Annotated in this window: 18 protein-coding genes and 1 tRNA gene; 15 read left to right on the top strand and 4 right to left on the bottom strand. The window is 37.4% G+C overall.

The features are described 5' to 3' along the window. Positions 1-345: 345 nt before the first annotated feature. The 5 genes from Q0Y84_RS02720 to Q0Y84_RS02700 all read left to right on the top strand — a co-directional run bounded on the left by Q0Y84_RS02720 (position 346) and on the right by Q0Y84_RS02700 (position 5736). A complete protein-coding gene (locus Q0Y84_RS02720) occupies positions 346-870 on the top strand; it encodes a DUF3990 domain-containing protein (protein ID WP_195922187.1) in 525 nt (174 codons plus the stop codon). Continuing rightward, complete coding sequence (locus Q0Y84_RS02715) at positions 860-1339, top strand: hypothetical protein (RefSeq protein ID WP_195922186.1); 480 nt, start codon at positions 860-862, stop codon at positions 1337-1339. Before Q0Y84_RS02720 ends, Q0Y84_RS02715 begins: the two co-directional genes overlap by 11 nt. 134 nt (positions 1340-1473) lie before the next feature. Beyond that, the gene (locus tag Q0Y84_RS02710; RefSeq protein WP_297950620.1) at positions 1474-2700 is read left to right on the top strand and encodes a glucosaminidase domain-containing protein; all 1227 of its coding nucleotides are present in this window, start codon (positions 1474-1476) and stop codon (positions 2698-2700) included. Positions 2701-2719: 19 nt separating this feature from the next. Continuing rightward, positions 2720-3808: an SLAP domain-containing protein gene (locus Q0Y84_RS02705; RefSeq protein WP_297950619.1), complete on the top strand. Its 1089-nt coding sequence runs from the start codon at positions 2720-2722 to the stop codon at positions 3806-3808. Between the two features lie 89 nt (positions 3809-3897). Beyond that, the gene (locus tag Q0Y84_RS02700) at positions 3898-5736 is read left to right on the top strand and encodes a cation:proton antiporter family protein (protein WP_297950618.1); all 1839 of its coding nucleotides are present in this window, start codon (positions 3898-3900) and stop codon (positions 5734-5736) included. 44 nt (positions 5737-5780) lie between these two features. Here the strand turns inward: Q0Y84_RS02700 and pcp are convergent, their stop codons facing one another. The 4 genes from pcp to Q0Y84_RS02680 form a co-directional block, all read right to left on the bottom strand. Continuing rightward, positions 5781-6428 carry a pyroglutamyl-peptidase I gene (gene pcp / locus Q0Y84_RS02695; RefSeq protein WP_297950617.1) on the bottom strand — a complete coding sequence of 216 codons (648 nt, stop codon included), beginning with the start codon at positions 6426-6428 and terminating at the stop codon, positions 5781-5783. Between the two features lie 33 nt (positions 6429-6461). Next, a complete protein-coding gene (locus tag Q0Y84_RS02690; RefSeq protein ID WP_297950616.1) occupies positions 6462-7427 on the bottom strand; it encodes a Gfo/Idh/MocA family oxidoreductase in 966 nt (321 codons plus the stop codon). A 7-nt stretch (positions 7428-7434) separates the two neighbouring features. Continuing rightward, positions 7435-8241 carry a hypothetical protein gene (locus Q0Y84_RS02685; protein WP_297950615.1) on the bottom strand — a complete coding sequence of 269 codons (807 nt, stop codon included), beginning with the start codon at positions 8239-8241 and terminating at the stop codon, positions 7435-7437. 84 nt (positions 8242-8325) lie between these two features. Further along, positions 8326-9081, bottom strand: a complete 756-nt coding sequence (locus tag Q0Y84_RS02680; RefSeq protein ID WP_297950614.1) for a DUF6612 family protein — start codon at positions 9079-9081, stop codon at positions 8326-8328. Positions 9082-9236: 155 nt separating this feature from the next. Between Q0Y84_RS02680 and Q0Y84_RS02675 the strand changes: the two genes are divergently transcribed. The 10 genes from Q0Y84_RS02675 (at position 9237) to Q0Y84_RS02630 (ending at position 20141) form a co-directional block, all read left to right on the top strand. Next, positions 9237-9929, top strand: a complete 693-nt coding sequence (locus tag Q0Y84_RS02675; protein ID WP_100733319.1) for a 2,3-diphosphoglycerate-dependent phosphoglycerate mutase — start codon at positions 9237-9239, stop codon at positions 9927-9929. Between the two features lie 274 nt (positions 9930-10203). Then, positions 10204-10764, top strand: a complete 561-nt coding sequence (locus tag Q0Y84_RS02670) for an aldose epimerase (protein WP_297950613.1) — start codon at positions 10204-10206, stop codon at positions 10762-10764. A gap of 102 nt (positions 10765-10866) precedes the next feature. Next, positions 10867-11970 (top strand): LCP family protein, encoded by a 1104-nt coding sequence (locus Q0Y84_RS02665; RefSeq protein ID WP_297950612.1) that lies wholly within the window; start codon positions 10867-10869, stop codon positions 11968-11970. Next, positions 11970-12584 carry a glycerol-3-phosphate acyltransferase gene (locus Q0Y84_RS02660; RefSeq protein ID WP_297950611.1) on the top strand — a complete coding sequence of 205 codons (615 nt, stop codon included), beginning with the start codon at positions 11970-11972 and terminating at the stop codon, positions 12582-12584. Before Q0Y84_RS02665 ends, Q0Y84_RS02660 begins: the two co-directional genes overlap by 1 nt. A gap of 37 nt (positions 12585-12621) precedes the next feature. Then, on the top strand, positions 12622-15612 hold the full coding sequence (locus tag Q0Y84_RS02655) for a sulfatase-like hydrolase/transferase (RefSeq protein ID WP_297950610.1): 2991 nt from the start codon (positions 12622-12624) through the stop codon (positions 15610-15612). Positions 15613-15908: 296 nt separating this feature from the next. Beyond that, positions 15909-17171 carry a tyrosine--tRNA ligase gene (gene tyrS / locus Q0Y84_RS02650; RefSeq protein ID WP_297950609.1) on the top strand — a complete coding sequence of 421 codons (1263 nt, stop codon included), beginning with the start codon at positions 15909-15911 and terminating at the stop codon, positions 17169-17171. A 423-nt stretch (positions 17172-17594) separates the two neighbouring features. Continuing rightward, complete coding sequence (locus Q0Y84_RS02645) at positions 17595-17951, top strand: hypothetical protein (protein WP_297950608.1); 357 nt, start codon at positions 17595-17597, stop codon at positions 17949-17951. 117 nt (positions 17952-18068) lie between these two features. Beyond that, positions 18069-18141: transfer RNA gene (locus Q0Y84_RS02640), tRNA-Thr, on the top strand. Positions 18142-18174: 33 nt separating this feature from the next. Next, a complete protein-coding gene (locus Q0Y84_RS02635; protein ID WP_297950607.1) occupies positions 18175-19488 on the top strand; it encodes a C1 family peptidase in 1314 nt (437 codons plus the stop codon). Continuing rightward, positions 19488-20141: an HD domain-containing protein gene (locus Q0Y84_RS02630; RefSeq protein ID WP_297950606.1), complete on the top strand. Its 654-nt coding sequence runs from the start codon at positions 19488-19490 to the stop codon at positions 20139-20141. The genes Q0Y84_RS02635 and Q0Y84_RS02630 overlap by 1 nt, the downstream gene beginning before the upstream one ends. Positions 20142-20193: the final 52 nt, after the last annotated feature.

Raw genomic sequence — 20193 nt, 5'->3', positions numbered from 1 at the left:
TGAGTTTATAACTCTCATGAGGTAGTAGTCATTGCTGAAGGATCAGCATGCGTACAGGCGACACGCCTGAAGCACGTATATTGTGTACTCGATTTTTGTCAAGCAATGAAGGGGTGGTTTCTGTCCTCTTATTTGCTTGGGGTTGGTTGGGTGGGTTTTGTCCGCTGCGCGGATACTTTTGTGAAAAAAGAGTACGATGCGATTTGATGAGTTAGAGTGTTGTTTTTGGTTTTGTTAAGGGATGCTTGTAAAATAATAAGGTAAAGAAAATCTAAAGAAGTAATTTTGTGAAAAAGAAATCGACATTTTTTGCGTACTTATATATAGAGAGGTAAATCTTAAATTTTGAGGGAAAATGTAAGTATGCGAAATTTGTTGTTATATCACGGATCTTTTATGCCTGTAAGAAATCCGAAAGCCAATTATAATGATGGAACTAATGACTTTGGAAATGGATTTTATTTAACAAGCGATGCTAAACAGGCTGAAAAATGGGCCAAAAGAAAAGCAAAATATTACTATAAAACTGAGAACAAAATTATAGTAGCATGTGTGTCACAGTTTGAAATAAGTATGGATGATCTAAAACATCTTAGGTTTAAGAAATATGATAAAGTCGAATTTGTAAAAGTAATGCTACAGTGCCGTAGTAACAATGAGTTTGCCCTTCCAAAATATGATGTTTTATACGGTCCTGTGGCGGATGGACGCACTAATCTCTTGATTCGTAAATTTTTAAAAGGTAACGAGCGGGATTTTGAAAAACTAATTTGTGATTTAAAGTTGGACAGATATACAGATCAATTTTGTTTTAAAACTGATCTTGCAATAAAGAAATTAAGGTATGTAGGTGACTATTATGTTAAATAGAGATTTAGAACAAGATAGACAGGCAGTAATTAATGACTTGGTAAATGCAACAATCATCTTAATTGTCAAAAAGTTTAATTGGAGTACTAAAAAAGCAAAAAAACTTTTTAAAAACTCAGCTACATATGACTATTTATTTCTTTGGGATCATAATATTGAATATTCAGATCCCGTTATTTTGTTGCACATGTTTGATACTGAAATGAAAATGCAACCTGTTACTATTGAGGATCAAGAATTCTATGATTGTATGTCAGAAGACGTAGCCAATTTAATAGTAAAAAATAAAAAAATCACTTTCTCTGAGGCTCTTCATCAATTTGAAATCTCAAAAACTTATTGGAATTTAACACATTCTGGTCATGATTTTGATCATTCATCGCCAGAGCATCTTTATCAAATGTACAAAAATGAATGCAAAGTAGGGTTACCTTTGCCAACCAGCATGATAGAAGCCGGATTATTGTAATGGAAATACTTAGATAATTAGCATCAAAATATTATTACAAATGTTACTTTTTTACGACAAATCTGTTGAAACGCTTGTCTAGACCTAATTTGCTAGATACAATGGAGGTGTTATATTAAGGAGGATAATTTTTTATGAAGAAGAGACTTTTGACCAGTTTTGCTGCTGCCGCAATGCTTACTTCTGTAGCTGTTCCTGCAGTTAATACTGTGATGACGAATCAAGCCTCAAACCATCAAGTTTCTGCCGCTACCGCCAATCAGACTGCATTTTTGAATAAAGCTGCTAAGCAAGCTGTGAAAGCAGCTAAAAAATATGGGACACTTCCATCAGTAATGATTGCCCAGGCAATAACAGAATCAGGCTGGGGACAATCAGGACTGGCCGTTAATGCTAATAACCTTTTTGGGATGAAGGCTGATGATTCTTGGACAGGTGAGACTTATACTGCCAAGACTAGAGAAGAAGGCAAGAACGGTAAAAGCTATTATATTACTGCAGCGTTTAGAAAGTACCCATCCTTTGAACAATCATTTGAAGATAATGGAAGCAAGTTGAGAAATGGTGTTTCTTGGGATCCCTTGCGTTACAAGGGTACTTGGATTGAGAATGCTTCAACTTATGCATCAGTTACCAAGGCTTTGACTGGGACTTACGCTACCGATTCTAAGTATGATAGGGCTTTGAATAGTCATATTACTAGTTTGAATTTGACCAAATATGATCCTGTAACTATTAATACTACGAGAACTTATACTGCTGGTAAGGATAGTTCAACTTATAATTGGCCAACTGCTCCATCTGTTGCTAAGGCAATTGGTTCGGTTAAGGCCGGCGAAAAGGTTGTTGTTACTAAGACCATTACTTTCCACGATGGTTCAAGCAGAATGTACATTGATGGTCGTGGTTGGGTTAATGGCTCAGTTTTGGATAAGAGCAGTTCCGCAACTAAGGAACCTGTAACTCAAGCACCTAAGAATGTGAAGCCTGTTTCTAAGAACTTGATGCATAATGCCTATGTTTATGACCAAAATGGTAAGAAGTTAAAGGGCAAGATGTTCAAGACCAGTGATGAAAATGGTGGCAAGTGGATCAACACTTACGGTACCAAGACAATCAAGGGGAAGACTTACTATCGTGTCGGTGAAAATGAATACATTGCGGCTGGCAATATTGATGGTACTTTGAAGTTCTTGAAGAAAACTTCCTATGTTTATAATCAATATGGCAACCGCGATAACAATTTGAAGCATAAAAAGCATAGCCAAATTGCCACTTATGGTAGTGCAGTAACAATTAATGGTAAGAAATACTATCGAGTAGGTATTCGTCAATACATTAAGAAATCAAACTTCATGTAGTTAAGGAAAGGATTTCATTGTGAAAGTACGCAAATTTTTGATTGCCTTAATTGCATTTTTCGGCATAATTGGTGTAGTGTCAACTAACCAAGTCGACGCCGCTTCAATTAATAGTTTAGCTAAGAAGTACCAATATAGTGGGGTTACTTATTTATACAAAATGCTCAAACTAGAGGGGATAAAGTACAATAAATTCCCTGGCGTTGAGTATCAAAATGGCAAGCCAGAAGGGATCGTAGTTCATGAAACTGATGATCCTGGTGCGACTGCTCACGATGAAGCAATTTACTTTAACCGTGAATGGAATAAGATTAATGCTTACGTAAATGCTTTTGTTGATAGCAAGCAAATTATCCAAATGTGTTCTCCTAATGTTGGTACTTGGGGTGCAGGGCAACAAGCCAATAACCGCTTTATTCAAATAGAACTATGTGAAGAAAGCAGTCGTGATGCCTTTGCTAAGTCAGTTAATAATGATGCAATTTATATTGCTAAGTTGTTGCACCGCTATAATTTAAAGCCAGATAATGCTTGCGATGATGGTGATGGTACAATTTGGTCGCACAAGGCAGTTAGCACCTTTTTAGGTGGGACTGATCACGTTGACCCTGATGGTTACTTTGCCAAATGGGGTTATGACATGGATCAATTTTATTCTTTAATAAAGTATTACTACGACTTACAAAAGAAGAATGAAAATACTAACAGTAAAGATCCAAACAAGATTAAGGACGAAGTATCAGCAGAAGTCCAAGGTGCGGTAACTTTAGGCCATGATGCTTATGTTTACAATAAGAATGGCAAGAAGACTAAGACCTTGAAGTTAGCTGGTAGTCCAGTAACTGTTTTAGGTTACAAGTTGATCAATAATAAGAAATACTACCAGATTGGTAAGAATCAATATGTAGTAGCTACTAATATTGATGCGACAGTTAGAACCGCAAAGAAGAATACTTACTTGCGGACACGCTTAGGCCGAATTCAAAAAGATAATTTGGTCAGAAAAGGCAGCCGGGTGATGACTTATGGTAGTAAGATCACCATTAACAATCAAAAGTATTATGCTTTGAATGCTACGCAATATGTATTAGCAAGCGATATTAGATAGAAAAAAGATACGTCTTAAACCACAATTAATGGGAATTAAGGCGTATTTTTTGTATAATTCTTGTGTTGAATGTGAAAAGGGGAGAGTATATGGCGCAATTATCACTATTTTTAGTCGTCTTATTGGCGCTCGTGATTCCAATTTTTATGGCGCGTTTTAAAATTAGCACCGTGCCAACCGCAATTGCGGAAATTATTGTGGGAATTATTGTCGGTTCGAGCGGCTTTAACATTGTGGTTTCGACACATGATTTAACGTTTTTATCGAACCTCGGCGTAATTTTGCTGATGTTTTTATCAGGGATGGAAATTAACTTCGATCTCTTGCAACGGAAAAATAATCCGAAAGCTAAGTCACAAGCAGGAAAAACAGTCGATCCTTTGCCTACTGCTTTAACTGCTTTTGCCGGCATTGTGATTATGGCCTTTATTTTAGCTTATGTTTTGAAGTTAATTGGCTTATTTAGCAATATTGTTTTAGCAGCGATTATTTTTATGACTGTTGCTTTAGGGGTTGTTATTGCTACCTTGAAAGAAAAAGATATCCTTGGGCGGCCGATCGGACAGACGATCTTACTGACTGCCGTGTTAGGTGAAGTAATTCCGCTGCTTTTGTTAACGATTTATGCTTCAGTTAATGGGGGCAACGCAGAGCAATTATGGCTGATTATCCTACTTTTTGTAGCGGCAATCTTTCTTTTGCGTCGTTTCAAGCAGCCATATCTTTGGTTTAGCAAAGTAACCAAGGCTACGACCCAGTTGGATATTCGCTTGGCCTTCTTCTTAATTTTTGCTTTAGTTACAGTAGCCGAACGAGTTGGTGCCGAAAACATCTTAGGTGCATTCTTAGCCGGAATGGTTATGAAGTTGTTAGAGCCTAGTGAAGCTACTAAAGATAAGTTAACTTCCATTGGTTATGGTTTCTTTATTCCAATTTTCTTCATTATGACTGGGGTGGGCTTGAACTTAAAGTCATTGTTTGCTCATCCATCATCATTGATGCTATTGCCAGTTTTGGTTATCTTCTTGTTCTTGGCTAAAGCTCCAGTCGTCTTAGTCTATATGCGTTACTTTGAGAAAAAGAATGCTTTTGCTGGTGGTTTTTTAACGGCAACGACGATTACGATTGTTTTGCCAACCTTGCAAGTTGCGCGTAAATTGCATGCAATTACTTCGACTCAATCTGACGTCTTTATCTTAGCAGCAGTAATTGTCTGCATTGTTAGTCCAATTGTCTTTAATTCTAACTTTGTTTTATCACCAGAAGATCGGATCAAAGAAACAGTTACTATCGTGGGTGCCAATGCCTTTACGGTACCGGTTGCTCATGATTTACATGATAATTGGTACTCAATCAAGATGTTTACTGATCAAAAGGACCAATACGAGACTTATGATAGCCGAGTTAAAGGCTTAACTTTGCTCAATAATTTGGATAATCAAAGTCTAGAACATAGCGGCGCCTTTGATTGTGATATTTTTGTCGCAGCAGGGCATCATGATCAAGAAAATGCACGCATGGCAGAATATGCCAAAGACTTAGGGGTTAAACGGGCAATTGCGCGGATGAATGAAGTAGACAGTGATACTTTATCGCGCTGTCAAGAAGCAGGCGTGGAAGTATTTAACTTTACTAATGTGCGTTCAGCTTTAATGCGGGCCTTGATTGAATCACCAACGGTCTACAAGATTATGACTGATACCAATAACGTTTTGTACTCAGTAAAGGTGAAGAATACGCGTTATACTGGGCGACCACTTAGTGATTTGGAATTTGTTGACAAGATCACGGTTAGTCGAATTCGCCGTGGCAATGAATGGTTGATTCCGCATGGTTGGACTGTAATTGAACCAAATGATATTTTGATCTTTTCCGGGGCCTTTAAGGATGCGGATCAAGTAAAGAAATTATTGAGTCATCAAAATTAACCAAAAAAACTAGTTGCAAATTTTGCAGCTAGTTTTTTACTATCTTAATGATTTTGTCCTTCTACGGCTTTTATATCACTTTGACCATCACGCTCAACAATTGCGCCAATTGCTGCGGTTAGGCCTTTAACAATATCAGCTAGTGCCATCGAAGGCTGATTTGGCCTGGTGATAACCTGTTCTGGTAAAAATGGAATATGAATGAAGCCAGCTTTAAGCTTAGGAAATTCTTTTGCGCGCATGTACTGCACTTGGTAAAAAATATGGTTGCAGACATAGGTGCCAGCTGTGTTAGAAACTATTGCTGGTAAACCTGCCGCTCGAATTGCCTTGGCCATGGCCTTGATCGGCAGTTGTGTGAAGTAGGCAGTGTCCCCATCTGGTTGAATCGGTTCATCTAGTGGTTGATAGCCATCATTATCAGGGATGCGACCATCGTTAATGTTGATGGCTACACGCTCAGGAGTTAGGGCAGACCGACCGCCAGCTTGACCAACATTGAGTACGTAGTCAGGTTGCTCTTTTACGATTGCTTGATGCACGACTTGGGCTGATTTATTAAAAACCGTAGGGATTTCTAATTTAATAATTTTTGCTCCCTTGATGGTATCAGGCAATCTTTTGACTGCCTCAATGGCAGGATTAATCTTATCGTCGCCAAAAGGATCAAAACCAGTTACTAGAATTTTCATTGTTTGTCTCCATTTAGAAAATTTTGAGAATAGTTAAATCATTGAATTTCTTGCTTTGGTCAAAATTTGCATTGTCTCTAAAGTATTCACGAAAGCTGAGTCAGCTTTTTGGGTATCGTGTTGGTTGATCATTTGAGCAAAGGCATTAAACTCAGCCGCCATACGGTGAGGATATTTGTTTAAGCTGTAACGCTTAGGCTTTTCATTGCGCACCTCAACTGTGAAATTATCGAGCGTTCCCGTTGAACCGTCAAAGTAGATGCTGCCTTTTTCACCTTCAATAAAGGAACGTGGCGTTACGTAGCTATCTTTGGCCGCAGTGAGGGATGCTTGCTTATCAGGGTAAGAAAGATGAAGAATCCCAGAAGTATCAACGCCTTTTTGCATATTTGCATAATATTGAACTTGATCAGGCAAGCCAAACAACGCAGCTACTAAGTGAATATTGTAGATATTCAAGTCCATCAAGGCGCCACCATCTTTTTTAGGGTCAAAAACTGGGGCAATTTTACCAGTCAAGAAGGCATCATAACGGCTGGAATATTGCGTATAATTCAGATTAATGATGTGGATTGGGGCGATCTTAGCGATTTCTGCTTTAATCTGTTTGAAGTTCTCTAAATAAAGGTTAGTAATGGCTTCAACAATGATTAAGTCTTTTTCGTCAGCGAGCTTTTTTAGTTCTTCAGCTTCGGCAGTGCTTTGGACAAAAGGCTTTTCACAGATGACATTTTTGCCATGTTCAAGCGCAGCTTTAGCAACTTCGTAATGAAGAAAGTTGGGTACAGCCACATAAACTGTGTCAACTTCAGGTTCGGCTAGCAATTCATCATTGTCGATGTAAGTGCGGGCAATGTGATATTGCTGGGCTAAATCTTGCGCAATTTTTTCACTACGTTTAGTTGATGAAATGGCCGTAATCGTCATGTTTTTTATTTGGTCAGCGGTTGTTAAAAAATCGTGGACGATCATGCCGCTGCCGATAATTCCTAATTTCATTTTTGACCTACTTCTTTTTAGTATTAGTAGTTGGCAAATCTTTGGCGTTGGTTGCGGAAGTTGGGACTTTCAAGAAGTCGTGGCTGCCGAAGTTGCCGTAACTTTGACCAACCTTAACGTGCATTAATTTGCCTAGTTTTAAGTTAACAAAGACATTAAAGGTGGATAGTTTATCATCCTTAACAACAGCCTTTACATTCATTGATTGGTATTTGCCCAATTTTTGAATTTGCTTGAAAACCTTAGCTTGATTGGTGCTTTGTGCAGTAGTGTTAAAAATTGGTGCTGCCGCCTTTTTCATTAAAGCTTGATCAGTACTTTTAGCAGTTAAAGTGTAAGTATAAACACCATCTTTTTTGCTTTTCTTCATCTTATAAGCTGAAACTAACTGATCACTTGGGTTGGTAATCATGTGATTATTCATAATTGCATCAGTTAATTCAGCGTAATTGTGGCCAGTAAGTTTTTCAAGATCAGCCTTATACCAAGTGTTTTGCCCATTGATGTAAACATTATTGAGGTTAACCCATTCTTCATTGGAACTGGTTTTACCTTTATTGGTTGTTTGGTTAGTGATATGGTAGACCGTGTTTTTTCCACCAAAGGTAGTATTGGCTAAAGCTACTTGACTTGAAGTATCTGTTCCCAAGGTAACTGATTGAATAACTTGTCCAGATTGAAAGCCTTTCTTCATCTTTTGCACCACTTGAGTCTTGGTTAAAGCTGGCGCAGATTTCTTTTCTTGTTTACTACAGCCCCCTAATAAAAAGAGGGCGGCGAAGGATAAGCCGATAATTGTTTTCTTTAATTTCATTTGCATTTCTCCTGTATGTTTCAATTAATTCTATTATAACTAAAAAATCTGCTTCTTATTGACGAAGCAGATTATTCTTTAATTTTATTTTGTATTAAGCTTGCCTAAATCAACGGCTGACTTCTTAACTGAAGCGGGTACAGTTAACTTTTTAACTTGGTTAATTTGATCAATTTGCATGGTGAAGTTTTTCTTTTGACCGTCGTCTTTGTAGGTCGAGTCAATATTAACCTTTTTGATATGATAGTTTTGATCAACGTTAATTTGGATGTCATTTTTGATCGGCTTCACATTATCAAGATCAATCCCGATTAAAGCAGTGAAAGCCGAATCAGAAATAATGGCATTCCAAATTTTCTTGTTGTTTCCTTTATAAGTGAGCAGGTAATCTTTGCCGTTTTGCTTTACCTTAAAGGATTTAGCAGTAGGGATAAAAGGCATGAGCAAGCTGCCGTTTAAGCTATCGGTGATGGCGCCGTAAGCACTAGTTTTAGATAATTTAGTCTTGAACCAGTGTTGTGAGTTGGTACCTTTCATTTTGATGTAATTGTTTTTGCCTTCAATCCACATTTGATAGTGGTTAGAAATGCTAGAAACATTGGCATAAATGACAGTTGGCTTTTTAGTGTATTGTGCTTCAGCTTTTTGTTGCGTTTTTTGATTAGCTGATTCATTCCAAGAAGCGTGCATTGAATTAAAATTATCTTTTTCTGCCTTGGTTAAAATAGTTTTAGCAGTAGGTAAATTAGCTGTTTTGTTTGAACCTGTTTTAGAGCAAGCTGTTAAAAAGAGTAGTGCTAATAAAACGGTAATGATAATATTTTGGTGTTTAAATTTCATATATAACTTTCTTTCATTAAATTTTTTCTTCTAGTATAGCAAGAATAACGTTACAAAATTGAAAAAACACGATTTTTTTAGCCTTAACTCTATGAAAAAATTTGTGAAATGTGTAAAATATGGATGAAACATTGAATTTTAAAAGGAGATATTTCATGTCAAAATTAGTTTTAATCCGTCACGGTCAAAGTGAATGGAACCTTTCAAACCAATTTACTGGTTGGGTTGATGTTAACCTTTCAGAAAAAGGTGTTGAAGAAGCTAAGAAGGCTGGCCGTTTAATCAAGGAACACGGTCTTGAATTTGACCAAGCTTACACTTCATTATTAACTCGTGCAATCAAGACTTTGCACTTCGCCCTTGAAGAAAGTGGCCAACTTTGGATTCCAGAAACTAAGACCTGGAGACTTAACGAACGTCACTACGGTGCTTTACAAGGTTTGAACAAGAAGGCTACTGCTGAAAAGTACGGCGATGAACAAGTTCACATTTGGCGTCGTTCATACGATGTTTTGCCACCAGCTATCGATGACGATAACGAATTCAGTCAAGCACATGACCGTCGTTACGCAAACTTGGACCCACACATCGTTCCTAAGGCAGAAAACTTACACGTATGTCTTGACCGTGTAATGCCATTCTGGGAAGATCACATTGCTCCAGACTTACTTGACGGCAAGAACGTAATTATCGCAGCTCACGGTAATTCACTTCGCGCTTTGACTAAGTATATCGAAAACATTTCTGACGACGACATCATGAACCTCGAAATGAAGACTGGTGAACCAGTTGTTTACACATTCGACGAAAACTTGGATGTTGTTAACAAGGAAAAGTTGGACGACTAATTTATTATTAGTAGTTATTCACACAAAAAAGAACCTCGCAAATTTCGGGGTTTTTTTCTTTTGGACTAAAAAAGACATCCACCAGGGATGCCTTTTTTATCAACTTGCTCCAAAAACTATAATTGATTTTTTGATTTTAAATTTTCTGGAACAAACCTATTATATTATAAACAAAGAATAATTACCATTTTCTGCTCAGAAAGTGGTGAAAATTGACAGTTGTATATGGTAAGTGCTATTTTGAGTTACGGAGTGTAATAATTGGGAGAAAAATATGCAAACAATAGATAATTCTCTCTTTCAAGTCTCTGTCGATGAGAATGGGGCCAAAATGGCACAGTTGGTGTCCTTAACAGATCAATTTGATTATCTCGGCGAGCAAGAAAGTGAAGAAGGTATGGCACTTGCTTTTCCAGTAATTGACCAAGATAATAATTGGGCTAGCAAATTGCCTTGGACCGTTGTTGACAAGGGTGATACTCGCGTAAGTCTAACTTTAATTGATACACCAGAAAGCTACAAGCATTTTCCATATCATTTTGAAGTGATGACTACCTATGCTTTGGAGGGTAATCAGGTCAACATTTCTTTTTATTTGAAAAATTCTTCAAATAAGGAGCTACCATTCTCTTTAGGCTTCGTCTTGCCAACTTCATGGCAGAGCGAAAGTCAGGTCAACAAGATTACTTTGACTAATAAAGAACATGGAATTGAGATTGCTTCAACTGATTTTAAGTTGAATGCGGATAATGATCGCGTTACTGCTTTTACGGGTGAACTTACATTAGAGCCAAAAAATAGTTGCAAATTTGCGTTAAACTTGACTTTGAAGTAAAAATTAGTAACGATTTTAATAAGATATACTAAGCAAGTCAGCGATGATTTGCTTTTTTTGTTATAATACATTCAATGTGAATTTACATTATAGGTATGTTTTATGAAAGATAGAAAAGAAAGATCTAATCACCCGCATAATAGTCGGGTAGAAACACACAATTATAAGAATCGTCATGTTGGGGCATGGATTATTAGTATTGTGGTGCTAGTTGCGGTTGTTGGGGTTGCAGCATATTTTGCTTCAGTCTATTTCCGCACTAAATCTGCAGTAGATAAAACCTATGACCCCAAGACTGCAGTGAAAACTACAGGTGAATTTAATGGGAAAAAGAAGTTCGCAGTTTTGCTGATGGGGACTGATACCGGTGCCCTTAATCGAAAAGAAAAACGCGGACGGACAGATACTATGATTTTAGCTGTAGTTAACCCTGCTAAGAAACACTATACTTTGGTCTCAATTCCACGTGATACGATGGCACAGATGGTCGGCAATGACAGCTTTAAAGTCGAAAAGATTAACGCCGCCTATGAATTAGGTGGGGCTAAAATGTCGATGGATTCTGTTTCCAAATTAATTAATGTACCAATTAAGTACTACGCTGTCGTTAATATGGGCGGAATTATGAAAATGATTCGCTATGTTGGCGGAATTAATATTAGACCAACGCTTAGTTTTGAATATGGTGGTTATATTTTTAAAAAAGGTAAGCTAACGCACATGGGTGGTGCTGGCGCACTAGCCTATTCACGGATGCGTTATGATGATCCGCGAGGCGATTACGGCCGTCAGGAAAGACAACGGCAAGTCATTACTACTTTGATTAAGAAGGCTGTTTCAGTTAGTTCTTTATCAAATTTAGATTCAATTCTGACTTCAGTATCAAGCAATGTGCGGACTAATTTGCCATTCATCGCAATGCAGCAGATTGCGATGAATTACCGTAGTTGTGCTAATTCTTCATCTAGCGATTATTTGCATGGTTATAATGCGATGATCAAGGATGCAGCTTATCAAGTACAGCCAACTAGTGAGTTGCAGCGGATTTCTAATTTAGTTCGTCAAGAATTGGGTTTACCTGAGGAAACAATTTCAAATAATGAAACTTTCCAAAATGAAAAGAATATTGCTAATGGCTTTAGCTTTAAGAGTGATAAGACGCAAGATTATCACATCTATGATTACACCGAAGAAGGTGATAATTAATGGCGCGTGTTTGGGCTACGCTGATTGGCTATGTTTTTGGTAATTTCTTAACGGCGATGGTCGTTGGTAAAATCTTTTTAAAAATAAATCCTACAGAATATGGTTCACATAATCCAGGGACAGCTAATATGGGTGCTGTCTTTGGTAAAAAATGGGGCATTTTAACCTGCTTAGGCGATTTGCTTAAAAGTTTGATTGCCTTGTTTATTGTGTATTTTGCTTTTCCGGCCCATATTAATATTGCCTATGCCGGGCTGGGGTTAATTCTAGGACATTGTTTTCCAATCTGGAATCATTTCCATGGTGGCAAAGGGGTTGCAGTTGCAGCTCAGGCAGCAGTTTTTTATGATTGGAAAGCGGGTTTTGCGACTTTATTAGTGGCTCTGGTATTAACAGCGATTATGCAAAATTTGACGATTCCGCCTTTAGTGTTTATGCTTTTATTCAGTATAGATACATTCTTGCACAATCAGGAGGCAGGAATTGTTTTTATCGTGATTACTTTGATAATGTGCTTCAAGTTTTGGCATGATATCATTGACTTCTTTACCGGTCATGGCAAGAAGGTAGATATTTTGCTTTCAATTAAAAAGAAGCTCGGAATTATTAAGTAATGACAAAATTTTTTAGTGAGGACACAGACTAGAGAAAATGAGTGAGATTAACAAGAAAAAATCACTAAATGCTTGGCAAATCATTTGTTTGATTGTTGCAGCATTTTTCATGCTAGTGCAGATGTATTCTTGGGGTAGCACTTTTGGTAGATTGCCATTAAGTACCCTAATGAGATATATTCCAGGATTACTTGGCCGCAGTACGATGGTGCTGGTGCCAATGGTCTTTGGTGCTGTTTATAGCAAAAGAAAGGTTCATCCAACTGAAGCCTTTAAGTTTTGGATTATAGCGGTTGTTACACTAGTTCTTTTATACTTGGTAAACTTCTTTAAGCGACCAGGTACTTTTAATATGTGGAAGCTCTGGGGAGTATTTTTCCCAGTCTTGACTAGTACGTCAGCATTGTTGGCTGGTTTAATTTTTAGTATGCTAGCTCAACCATACTTGTATGAACTGCAGCACCGCATTACTACTAAGCAAAATGTGTTATTGCTTAGTGCCTTAACTTTAACCGGTTTTGCGACTAGTGCAGGTACGATGATCTTTAACAAGTCTATTTATGGCGTATATTTGATCTTGTACTTTGCTTGGGGAATGTTTTTAGCTAACGTTAAGATTCCGAAAAAGGTCTTTGGCTGGTCAATTGCAGCTGGAGTAATGTCCTTCTTCGTAATGTTTATCGGTGTTCCCGGATTTAACGGGGTTTACTGGTACCAACGTTTATCTGGCCGAAGCGGTGTTTATTCCTGGAATCCTAAATTTTTAAGCAATATTGCTTCACCATTTTTGTTCTTAATGGTTTTAGCAGCTTTCTTAATCTTTAGAAAAGTGATCGTTAGCTACAGTGCTAAGCAGATGCACTTCTTTATTCCGGTAATTATCTTTATGGATGCCCCAGTTATTGGCGGCTTCGTAAGATCATTCCGCTTTACTAATAGTGCTGGCTTTAATAAGTTCTTGATGATTATTATCATGGCACTTGTTGCTTTGGGGTTGAGTTGGCTATATGAACGTTACTTATTTAAATTAAAACCGGTTAAGCGTACTGTTGCGTTCTTTAAGCGGCATGATAACTTGGCAGAAATTGTCGAAGATGCTTGGGCTAACTTTACTGCTTGGGTAGTTGAGAATAGAGTAAGACTCCTTACTTGGGGCTGGTTCTATGTCTTAAGTTTTGCTTCATTCTTAATTGAATCAGATAATTTGCGAATTCAGATTACGACAGCGACTGATATCAATGCCGTAATCTTCTTGCTCGGGACTAGATTTTTCGCTATCATTTTGACGGCAATCTTCCTCGATGCAATGTTTGCAATTTTCTACTTCATTACTACACGGTACTGGACTTCAACTATTTTAGTAACTGTAATTACAATCGGTTGGGCCATTGCCAATAAGATTAAGTTGGATCTGCGTGGGGAACCAATTTATCCAACTGAATTAGATGAAATTGTTAACTGGAAGACCTTGTTGCCGATGGTCGGCCAACAAAAGGTAATTATGATCGCCATTGCTTTGGTAATTATCATTGCCTTGACTGTCTTTCTTGAAATTAAGTTCCCAATTAAGAAAAAGGGTTCATGGAAACGCCGTGGTATTTGGGCATTATTGAGTTTGCTTTTGTTCATGACACCAGTTCGCTTCAACCACGATGGCGGCATGATTTACCACATTAACCGTGGTTTTGATAATAAGCAATCATTTAGAAACCCTGAACGTGATATTCAAATTAACGGTCCATTATTGAACTTCTTGAACTACTTTGACTTGCAGATTATGAATAAGCCAGCCAACTATTCAAAATCTACAATTCAACATTTGAATGAGAAGTACAGCAAGATCGCTGATGAAATTAATAAGTCAAGAAAGAATACGTTAAAGGATCAAACTATCGTTTACAACTTGAGTGAAAGTTTTGTTGATCCATATACTTTTCCAACTGTAAAGATTGATCCTAAGGTACCAAATCCAGTTAAATTTATTCAATCAATGGCTAAGAGATCTACTTACGGTAGCATGCTTAGTGCTGGTTATGGTGGTGGTACTGCCAACATGGAATGGGAAACCTTGACTGGTTTCAACATGGGGATGTTCAAGTCAACCTTGACACCATATGTTCAAATTGTGCCAAACCATGACTTCTACCCAACAGTCGGAATGGACTTCAATTACAAGTCTGCAGTTCACCCATTCATCGGTACTTACTACTCAAGAGTAGAAGATTACAAGAGATTTAAGTTCAATAAGTTTGTTTACCTTGGCTCTAAGTACAAGATCATTGATCAAAAGAAACTTGGCAAATCAACTTACAATTCTGACTACACTACTTATGCAAATGGTTTGAAACAAATCAATAGCATGAAGGGCGGTCAATTCATTAACTTGATTTCAATTCAAAACCACATGCCGTACAACAATTGGTATCCAAATAATGAATACATGGGCAAGGTATCTGGTGAGCTCTTCAACACTGCTGCTGTTCGTGAACAAATGGCAACTTACATGAAGGGTGTTCAATACACTGATAAGGCTGTAAAGCAATTTATCGGTAAGATTGATAAGATCAAGAAGCCAATTACGGTTGTCTTCTATGGGGACCACTACCCAAGTATCTTGTCACAAAACTACGCTAGTCGTTATCCAGTGCAAATGCACTCAACTCGCTACTTCATTTACTCTAATAAGTATGCTAGAGAACATGGTGCTAAGAGCAAGTTGACCCATAACACTAACTATGTCAACACAAGTGATTTTACTGCAATGATGCTTGAACAAACTAACTCTAAGGTAACTCCTTACCAAGCATTGTTAACTGAAGTTCACAAGAAGTTGCCAGCAATCACCATTAACTTCAATGGTGACCAAGGCTTCCAATTAGTTGACCAAAAGGGTCACTTCGTTGATCCAAAGAAATTGACTTCAGAACAACAAGCAATTTTGAAGGATTACGAAATGGTTCAATATGATATGACTGCTGGTCAAGCTTACGGCTTAAAGGCTAAGGGCTTCTATAAGATGGGTGACTAGCTATAAGAAAGCTTGAGAGAAATCTCGGGCTTTTTTTGTGGCAAAAAGAGTTGACGAAAGATGGTCTTCACGTTAAGATATCTTTATCTAAGTAGTAAATCAGCTCAGCGTTCAGAGAACTAGCGGTGTGGTGTGAGCTAGGCAGGCTGATTTTGACGAAGTACTAATGGGGTAGTTTCCATAAAGACTATTAAGAGGCGCGATATGCGCGAACGTGGGTGGTACCACGGCTAATAATGTAATTTAGTCGTCCCTGGATCATTGATCCGGGGACGTTTTTTATTGGAGGAAAAATAATGGCAAAATTTGATATTTTGGAAGATTTGAAATGGCGTGGCGCCATTAACCAAGAAACTGATGAAGAAGGTTTACGCAAGTACTTAGCAGAACATGACGACTTAGCTTTGTACTGTGGTACTGACCCAACTGGTGATTCACTTCATATTGGTCACCTTATCCCATTCATGATCTTGAAGAGATTCCAAATGGCAGGCTACCATCCAGTAATTTTGATCGGTGGTGGTACTGGTGCAATCGGTGACCCATCAGGTCGTAAGACTGAACGTACTTTACAAACTGCTGAGCAAGTTAAGCACAATGAAGAAAGCTTAACTAACCAAATGAAGAAGTTGTTTGGTACTGAAAACTTCGAAATCAGAAACAACGCTGAATGGCTCGGTAAGCTTAACTTGATTGATTTCTTGCGTGATTACGGCAAGTTCTTCCAAGTTAACAACATGATTAACAAGGACGTTGTAGCTAGTCGTCTTGAAAATGGTATTTCATTTACTGAATTTACTTACCAAATTTTGCAAGCGATCGACTTCTACCATTTAAATAAAGATGATGGAGTTCAACTTCAAATTGGTGGTAGTGACCAATGGGGCAACATTACTGCCGGGATCGATTTGATTCACAAGCTTGAGGGTGCAGATCGTCCAGCCTTTGGTTTAACTATTCCATTGATGCTTAAAGCTGACGGTACTAAGTTCGGTAAGTCTGCTGGTGGTGCTGTCTGGCTTGATCCTGAAAAGACTAGTCCTTACGAATTCTACCAATTCTGGATTAACCAAGATGACCGTGATGTGGTTAAGTACCTTAAGTACTTCACTTTCCTTAGCCGTGAAGAAATCGAAGATTTGGCTGAAAAGACTAAGAAAGAACCTTGGAAGAGAGCTGCTCAAAAGAAATTAGCAGAAGAAGTTACCAAGTTTGTTCACGGTGAAGCAGGTCTTGAAGAAGCTCAAATGATTACTGATGCTTTGTTCTCAGGCAATATCAAGAACTTGTCAGTTACGCAAATTGAACAAGGTTTGAAGAATGCTCCAAGTGCAGAAGCTGGCAATGAAAAGAAAAATATTGTTGATTTCTTAGTTGATACTAAGATTGAGCCTTCAAAGCGCCAAGCTCGTGAAGATGTTAAAAACGGTGCCATCTATGTTAATGGCGATCGTGAACAAAGTGTTGACTTTGAAGTTGATCCATCAAGTGCTTTTGATGGTAAATACGTCATTATCCGTAAGGGCAAGAGAAAGTACACTTTAGTTACAATTAAATAATTAGATATATAATTTTAAATTTTTATGCATTAAAAATAGAGGGATTTTTTCCCTCTATTTTTTACTATAATTAATCTATTTAGTTTTTTGGTTATTAATAGTAAGAGTAAAAAATAATAATTCAGGTAAAATAGTCTTTTACTTCTTAAATTGTTATTTTATTTTCTGAAAGCAATCACGATAATATCTTAATTGAGTTATTCACAAATTCACATGATTGCTATACAATTATACATTATCAATACAATGCCAATATATAATATCTGTGTATACTTTTGACGAATGCTGGTGCCTGGCGCTTGAATAAATAATTACTTTTGATGAAAATATGTGAAAAATGACACTATCTACTTTACTTCTAGATAAACAGTGTTATAGTAAAAGTGTAAAGAGAAAATAAGTAAACAGAAAGAGGTTATTAAAATGTTAGAATCTAAAAAAGCTATCAAGATTGTTTCAAGTTTGGTAATCGGTTTAAGTTTAGGCTGTGCTCTTACTCCTATTGCTCAAGCTACTTCATTTACTGCTCCTAAGTTGGGTGTTGCAACGCAAGCTCCAACTAACCCTGCTATTCGAAAGGGCGACAAGATCTTTGTTGTTATTAAAGACACCAAAAATCAAAAAGTAACTGTTTACAATAAAAATGCTGAAAAGACTAACAAAAAAGTTGCAATGGGTTCTACTTATACCGCAAAAGACGTTAAAAAAGTTAACAAGAAGAAGATCGTTAGAATTAACAAGAGTCAATGGTTGAATACTAAGGACGTTGTTAAGAACTAATAAGAAGCAGGTTTAATAACTGTTTTTGATACTTATTTTCTAAAAATAATTGGAGAGAATAAAGAAGGACGAGGATGTTCAAATGAATGTCTTCGCCTTTTTTGGTACAATATAGACGCCGCTTTAGCTCAATAGGTAGAGCACCGCCGTGGTAAGGAGGAGGTCCCCAGTTCAAACCTGGGAAGCGGCTTAGTTGTTGTTTTTGGCAAGAAAGGAAAAATTTATGAAGCATGAACTTACAATGGCTGAAATTGCCAAATTTCAAAAAGATTATGAACAAAAGCCACAGAATCGCGTTGCAGAATTAGCTGTTGTCAATAATGGTGTGGCTAAGGCTAGTTTTGATTCAGAAAAGGTTAGAAAGTTAAATCGTACTTTTTCAATTGAAATCCCTACTGATAACGTTACTGATCAAAAGCAGTCAGGTCGTTGTTGGCTCTTTGCCGCTTTGAATACCTTACGGCATGGTTTTGCTAAAAAGTATCGTGCTAAGAATTTTACTTTTTCACAAAATTATTTATTCTTCTGGGATCGAATTGAACGAGCAAATATTTTCTTTGACAATATTTTGAATACTGCCGATCGACCACTTAGCGATCGAACAGTTCACACATATATGCAAGGTCCTGATACTGATGGTGGTCAATGGGCGATGGCAGTATCTTTAATTAGAAAATATGGCTTAGCGCCTACTTATGCGCAGGATGAAAGCTTTACGGCTAACAACACTGCATTCTTTAACCAGACTTTGAACAATAAGTTGCGTGAAGATGGTTTGGTTTTACGTAAATTAGCTCAAGCAGGTCAAATTGATGAAATCGAAGCTAAACGTCAAGAATTTTTGAGTGAAGTTTATCGCATGGCGGTAATTGCTTTTGGTGAACCGGTGCAGAAATTCGATCTTGAATTTAAAGATGATGATGGCAAGTATCAGTTTGATGGTGATCTTACTCCGCTTGACTTCTTCCATAATTACTTTACTGATGATCTTGATGACTATATTGTTTTGTTTAATGCACCAGATCATGAATTTGATAAGTTGTACGCTTTGCCATTTGAAGACAATGTTGAAGGCGGCAGTCCGGTTCATTTCTTAAACACTAAAATTGAAAATCTTAAAGAAGCTGCGATTAAGCAACTTGAAGCAGGCGAAACTTTCTGGTTTGGCTGTGATGTTGGTAAAGACAGTGATCGCCAAAAGGGAATTTTAGCTCATAACCTCTATCAAACTGACGCTATTTTTAATATTGAAACCAAGCTAAGTAAAAAAGAAAGACTAGAAACTGGTGCTTCTGGTTCAACTCATGCCATGACGATGGTTGGTGTGGATGTTGTTGATGGCAAGCCACTTCAATGGAAAATTGAAAATTCATGGGGGACTAAAGTTGGTGAAAAAGGCTACTTTGTAATGGATGACAAGTGGTTTGATGAATATCTTTTCAAAGTAGTTGTTAAAAAGCAGTACGTTCCAGAAAAACTTGTTGAAATTTGGGAAGGCGAAGCAACCCCAGTAGAAGCATGGGATTCAATGGCATAATGGAACTTAAGCAAGTTATTGACTTTACTCAGGCACATTTGAAAGATGAAAAGACCGGACATGATTTTTATCATGGTGAACGGGTAGCTAATTTAGCTAGTCAAATGTACATAGCTGATCATGACACTGCGCATAAAGATAGTCGTGTAGTTGCGATTATTAAAACTGCTGGCTATTTGCACGATACGATTGATGAAAAAATCTGTGCCGATCCTGAAAAGGTAATTGGTGAAATTAAAGCTTTATTGCCACAAGTTGGTTTTAATGAATTAGAAATATGGGATATTTTGTTTACTATTCAGCATATGTCTTTTTCAGCTAATATTGAGCACCACTATCATTTGCCTTTGTCAGGCCAATATGTGCAGGATGCTGACCGGCTAGAAAGCTTGGGTGCGATTGGAATTGCACGAGCTTTTACTTATGGTGGCAAGCATGGCAATAAGATTTATGATCCAGAGATTAAGCCAGCTATGTTAACTAGTCATGATCAATATCGTAATCATGTTGAAACAACGATTAATCATTTTTATGAGAAACTGTTTCATCTAGAAGAGTTAATGAATACACCTGCTGCTAAAGAAGAAGCGGGTAGGCGAACAGCATATATGCGTAACTTTGTACGTGAATTTATGCAAGAATGGAATGTCTAGAATAATTTAATTTTAAATAAGCCTTGATACATCGGTATTGAGGCTTATTTTT

The organism is uncultured Lactobacillus sp., from assembly GCF_947367125.1.
Taxonomy (GTDB): Bacteria; Bacillota; Bacilli; order Lactobacillales; family Lactobacillaceae; genus Lactobacillus.
Note: the sequence above shows the minus strand (reverse complement) of the source record. Positions and strands in the feature narration are given on the sequence as shown.